At 46.8% G+C, this 5,567-nt stretch carries 2 tRNA genes and 3 rRNA genes; all 5 read right to left on the bottom strand.

The features are described 5' to 3' along the window. Positions 1 to 37: 37 nt before the first annotated feature. Positions 38 to 146, bottom strand: a 5S ribosomal RNA gene (gene rrf, locus ACSVH7_RS15010). Positions 147 to 294: 148 nt separating this feature from the next. Continuing rightward, positions 295 to 3,176 (bottom strand): 23S ribosomal RNA (locus ACSVH7_RS15005). Positions 3,177 to 3,387: 211 nt separating this feature from the next. Continuing rightward, a tRNA-Ala gene (locus tag ACSVH7_RS15000) sits at positions 3,388 to 3,461 on the bottom strand. A gap of 90 nt (positions 3,462 to 3,551) precedes the next feature. Then, a tRNA-Ile gene (locus ACSVH7_RS14995) sits at positions 3,552 to 3,625 on the bottom strand. A gap of 129 nt (positions 3,626 to 3,754) precedes the next feature. Next, positions 3,755 to 5,268, bottom strand: a 16S ribosomal RNA gene (locus ACSVH7_RS14990). The 16S, 23S and 5S rRNA genes sit together here with 2 tRNA genes alongside, the layout of an rRNA operon. Positions 5,269 to 5,567 lie beyond the last annotated feature (299 nt).

Here is a 5,567-nt window from a genome sequence, read left to right as displayed (position 1 = left end):
AAAAAAACCCTTCATTTTTGATGAAGGGTTTTCTAAAGAAAGGCGGCGACATACTCTCCCACAAATTGCAGTACCATCTGCGCAGGCGGGCTTAACTTCTCTGTTCGGGATGGGAAGAGGTGAGCCCCGCCGCAATAACCACCTTAAGGTCGTTTTGCAATGGGTATTCCGATCATTCGGAACAACATTACAGAATATCTTAACATACTGAGATAAAGAATATAAAAAGTTCATCCTGAAATTGATTCAGGATCTAGAAAGTTTCTCCCCGAGCCTTTCGGCTCGGGAAAATATGTACATAAGCTTACGGGTTATTAGTACTACTCGACTATGACATTACTGCCTTTACATCTATAGCCTATCAACGTGGTCATCTCCCACGACCCTTAAAAGAAATCTCATCTTGTGGTGGGTTTCGCGCTTATATGCTTTCAGCGCTTATCCCTTCCAAACGTAGCTACTCTGCGGTGCCCCTGGCGGGACAACAGATACACTAGAGGTTTGTCCAATTCGGTCCTCTCGTACTAGAATCAGATCCACTCAAATTTCTAACGCCCACAGTAGATAGAGACCGAACTGTCTCACGACGTTCTGAACCCAGCTCGCGTGCCACTTTAATGGGCGAACAGCCCAACCCTTGGGACCTTCTCCAGCCCCAGGATGTGACGAGCCGACATCGAGGTGCCAAACCCCCCCGTCGATATGAGCTCTTGGGGGAGATCAGCCTGTTATCCCCGGCGTACCTTTTATCCTTTGAGCGATGGCCCTTCCATGCGGAACCACCGGATCACTATGCTCTACTTTCGTACCTGATCGACCTGTATGTCTCTCAGTCAAGCTCCCTTATGCCATTGCACTCTACGCACGGTTACCAAGCGTACTGAGGGAACCTTTAGAAGCCTCCGTTACTCTTTTGGAGGCGACCACCCCAGTCAAACTACCCACCAAGCAATGTCCCCCGTTTTCGGGGTTAGGCCTCAGATAAACAAAGGGTTGTATTTCAACAATGACTCCACAACGCCTAGCGACGCCACTTCACAGTCTCCAACCTATCCTACACATCATTTATCCAAGGTCAATACTAAGCTATAGTAAAGGTGCACAGGGTCTTTTCGTCCCACTGCGGGTAAACGGCATCTTCACCGTTACTACAATTTCACCGAGCTCATGGCTGAGACAGTGTCCAGATCGTTACACCATTCGTGCAGGTCGGAACTTACCCGACAAGGAATTTCGCTACCTTAGGACCGTTATAGTTACGGCCGCCGTTTACTGGGGCTTCAATTCAATGCTTCTCCGAAGATAACATCTCCTCTTAACCTTCCAGCACCGGGCAGGTGTCAGGCCCTATACTTCATCTTACGATTTTGCAGAGCCCTGTGTTTTTGATAAACAGTCGCCTGGACCTCTTCACTGCGGCCCCGATTACTCGGGGCGACCCTTCTCCCGAAGTTACGGGTCTATTTTGCCTAATTCCTTAGCCATGAATCTCTCGAGCACCTTAGGATTCTCTCCTCGACTACCTGTGTCGGTTTACGGTACGGGTACTAATTACCTGAAGTTTAGAGGTTTTTCTTGGAAGCCCTTAGGCGCACTATCTCTTTGACCGAAGTCTCCGAGTACTATCGTATTTCCCCAAGCCGCGTGGATTTGCCTGCGCAGCTTATAGGTAGGTACTTCAACGAACTATTCCGTCAGTTCGCGGCGCTTTCATCACTCCGTCACCCCATCACAGTAATCAGTAGTACGGGAATATTAACCCGTTGGCCATCGACTGTCCCTTTCGGGTTCGCCTTAGGTCCCGACTAACCCACAGCTGATTAGCATAGCTGTGGAAACCTTAGTCTTTCGGTGTGCGGGTTTCTCGCCCGCATTATCGTTACTTATGCCTACATTTTCTTTTCTATCCAGTCCAGCATGCCTTACGACACACCTTCTACCCTGATAGAATGCTCCCCTACCACTTGTAATAAATTACAAATCCATAGCTTCGGTAATATGTTTATGCCCGATTATTATCCATGCTCGTCCGCTCGACTAGTGAGCTGTTACGCACTCTTTAAATGAATGGCTGCTTCCAAGCCAACATCCTAGCTGTCTGGGCAGACAAACCTCGTTCTTTCAACTTAACATATATTTGGGGACCTTAGCTGATGGTCTGGGTTCTTTCCCTCTCGGACTTGGACCTTAGCACCCAAGCCCTCACTGCATAAAAACATTATATAGCATTCGGAGTTTGTCAGGAATTGGTAGGCGGTGAAGCCCCCGCATCCAATCAGTAGCTCTACCTCTATATAACTTATAATATGCGCTGCACCTAAATGCATTTCGGGGAGTACGAGCTATTTCCGAGTTTGATTGGCCTTTCACCCCTACCCACAGGTCATCCGAAGACTTTTCAACGTCAACCGGTTCGGACCTCCACACTGTGTTACCAGCGCTTCATCCTGCCCATGGGTAGATCACACGGTTTCGCGTCTAACACTACTGACTAAAGCGCCCTATTCAGACTCGCTTTCGCTACGGATCCGTGGCTTAACCACTTATCCTTGCCAGCAACGTTAACTCGTAGGCTCATTATGCAAAAGGCACGCCGTCACCCCACAAAAGGGCTCCGACCGCTTGTAAGCGTATGGTTTCAGGATCTATTTCACTCCGTTATTCACGGTTCTTTTCACCTTTCCCTCACGGTACTGGTTCACTATCGGTCTCTCAGGAGTATTTAGCCTTAGCGGATGGTCCCGCCAAATTCAGACAGGGTTTCACGTGCCCCGCCCTACTCAGGATACCACTATCTATTATACTTGTTACCCATACGAGGCTATCACTCTCTTTGGCTCGACTTTCCAGTCAATTCTGGTTCCTTGTACATAAAATATCGTGGTCCTACAACCCCAACATTGCCGTAACAACATTGGTTTGGGCTAATCCGCGTTCGCTCGCCACTACTTACGGAATCACTTTTGTTTTCTTCTCCTCCGCCTACTTAGATGTTTCAGTTCAGCGGGTTTGCCCACCTATCGGTGTACTATGTCTTCAACATAGTGGGTTGCCCCATTCAGGTATTTACGGATCAATTCGTGTGTGCCGATCCCCGTAACTTTTCGCAGCTTATCACGCCTTTCATCGCCTCTGAGAGCCTAGGCATCCCCCATACGCCCTTATTTTGCTTATTGTACTTTTTTTAGTGATTAGTCCTTAGTAATTAGTCCTTAGCTTTCGCTAATTACTATCCACTAGTTACTAATTACTAAAAAGTGTTCTTTCTACTTTTTATTATTTCTTATCTCAATATGTCAATGAACTTTTTTCTAGTGAGTAGTGCTTAGTAATTAGTGATTAGCTTTTGACTAATTACTTTTTACTCTTTACTATTCACTCGAATAGTGGAGAATAACGGAGTCGAACCGTTGACCTCCTGCGTGCAAGGCAGGCGCTCTAGCCAGCTGAGCTAATCCCCCATTTTTTTTTAAATTCCAAAAATTTTAATTTCCAAATTCCAAAAAAATAAGGATCTCAACCTCTAGAATTTCCTTTTTAAGTGTAAATAGTAGTCCCGGGCAGACTCGAACTGCCGACCCCTACATTATCAGTGTAGTACTCTAACCAGCTGAGCTACGAGACTCTGTTTTTTACTTAATTCTTTATTCAATTTCTTTAAATTAACAGCAAGAGTAATATAACCGGTGTCTTAGCACCTTTAAAATCTTCTTCTTTTTCCCTAGCGTGCTTTACGCTAACACTAAGGCTCTAGAAAGGAGGTGTTCCAGCCGCACCTTCCGGTACGGCTACCTTGTTACGACTTAGCCCTAGTTACCAGTTTTACCCTAGGCAGCTCCTTGCGGTCACCGACTTCAGGCACCCCCAGCTTCCATGGCTTGACGGGCGGTGTGTACAAGGCCCGGGAACGTATTCACCGGATCATGGCTGATATCCGATTACTAGCGATTCCAGCTTCACGGAGTCGAGTTGCAGACTCCGATCCGAACTGTGACCGGCTTTATAGATTCGCTCCTGGTCACCCAGTGGCTGCTCTCTGTACCGGCCATTGTAGCACGTGTGTAGCCCAAGGCGTAAGGGCCGTGATGATTTGACGTCATCCCCACCTTCCTCACAGTTTGCACTGGCAGTCTCGTTAGAGTTCCCGACATGACTCGCTGGCAACTAACAACAGGGGTTGCGCTCGTTATAGGACTTAACCTGACACCTCACGGCACGAGCTGACGACAACCATGCAGCACCTTGTAAATTGTCTTGCGAAAAGTCTGTTTCCAAACCGGTCAATCTACATTTAAGCCTTGGTAAGGTTCCTCGCGTATCATCGAATTAAACCACATGCTCCACCGCTTGTGCGGGCCCCCGTCAATTCCTTTGAGTTTCATTCTTGCGAACGTACTCCCCAGGTGGGATACTTATCACTTTCGCTTAGCCACTGAAGTTGCCCCCAACAGCTAGTATCCATCGTTTACGGCGTGGACTACCAGGGTATCTAATCCTGTTCGCTACCCACGCTTTCGTCCATCAGCGTCAATCCATTAGTAGTAACCTGCCTTCGCAATTGGTATTCCATGTAATCTCTAAGCATTTCACCGCTACACTACATATTCTAGTTACTTCCTAATAATTCAAGTCTAGCAGTATCAATGGCCGTTCCACCGTTGAGCGATGGGCTTTCACCACTGACTTACCAAACCGCCTACGGACCCTTTAAACCCAATGATTCCGGATAACGCTTGGATCCTCCGTATTACCGCGGCTGCTGGCACGGAGTTAGCCGATCCTTATTCTTACAGTACCGTCAAGGTTCTACACGTAGAACTGTTTCTTCCTGTACAAAAGCAGTTTACAATCCATAGGACCGTCATCCTGCACGCGGCATGGCTGGATCAGGCTTGCGCCCATTGTCCAATATTCCTCACTGCTGCCTCCCGTAGGAGTCTGGTCCGTGTCTCAGTACCAGTGTGGGGGATCTCCCTCTCAGGACCCCTACCCATCGTTGCCTTGGTAAGCCGTTACCTTACCAACTAGCTAATGGGACGCATGCTCATCTTTTGCCGTTGTGACTTTAATGCAGTGTTGATGCCAACTCTGCATACTATGAGGTATTAATCCAAATTTCTCTGGGCTATCCCTCTGCAAAAGGTAGATTGCATACGCGTTACGCACCCGTGCGCCGGTCTCTGGTTCCGAAGAACCATACCCCTCGACTTGCATGTGTTAAGCCTGCCGCTAGCGTTCATCCTGAGCCAGGATCAAACTCTTCATCGTATATTGTTTGCTTAATTACTCAAGCTATTTATATTTGAATCCAATTCTATCGGTTCTTATTCTAATCTCTCGATTATCTTACTCTTATTTCTTTGTTTCGATTTGCATCGAAACGGCTGTCAATTCAATATGTCTAGGAACGTATTCTTCTTGTTTTATTCGCTTATCATTGTTGTGATTAGCGGGTGCAAAAGTAGAAATTCTTTTTTTAATTAGCAAGAAATATTTGAAGTTTTTTTTGAGAAAATTTTTCTCGTTTTTATCTCAATCTCTTACCCAATCTCTCAATGAACTTCCCG

This window comes from Flavobacterium sp. TSSA_36 (assembly GCF_051547165.1).
In the GTDB taxonomy this organism is placed as follows: domain Bacteria; phylum Bacteroidota; class Bacteroidia; order Flavobacteriales; family Flavobacteriaceae; genus Flavobacterium.
Note: the sequence above shows the minus strand (reverse complement) of the source record. Positions and strands in the feature narration are given on the sequence as shown.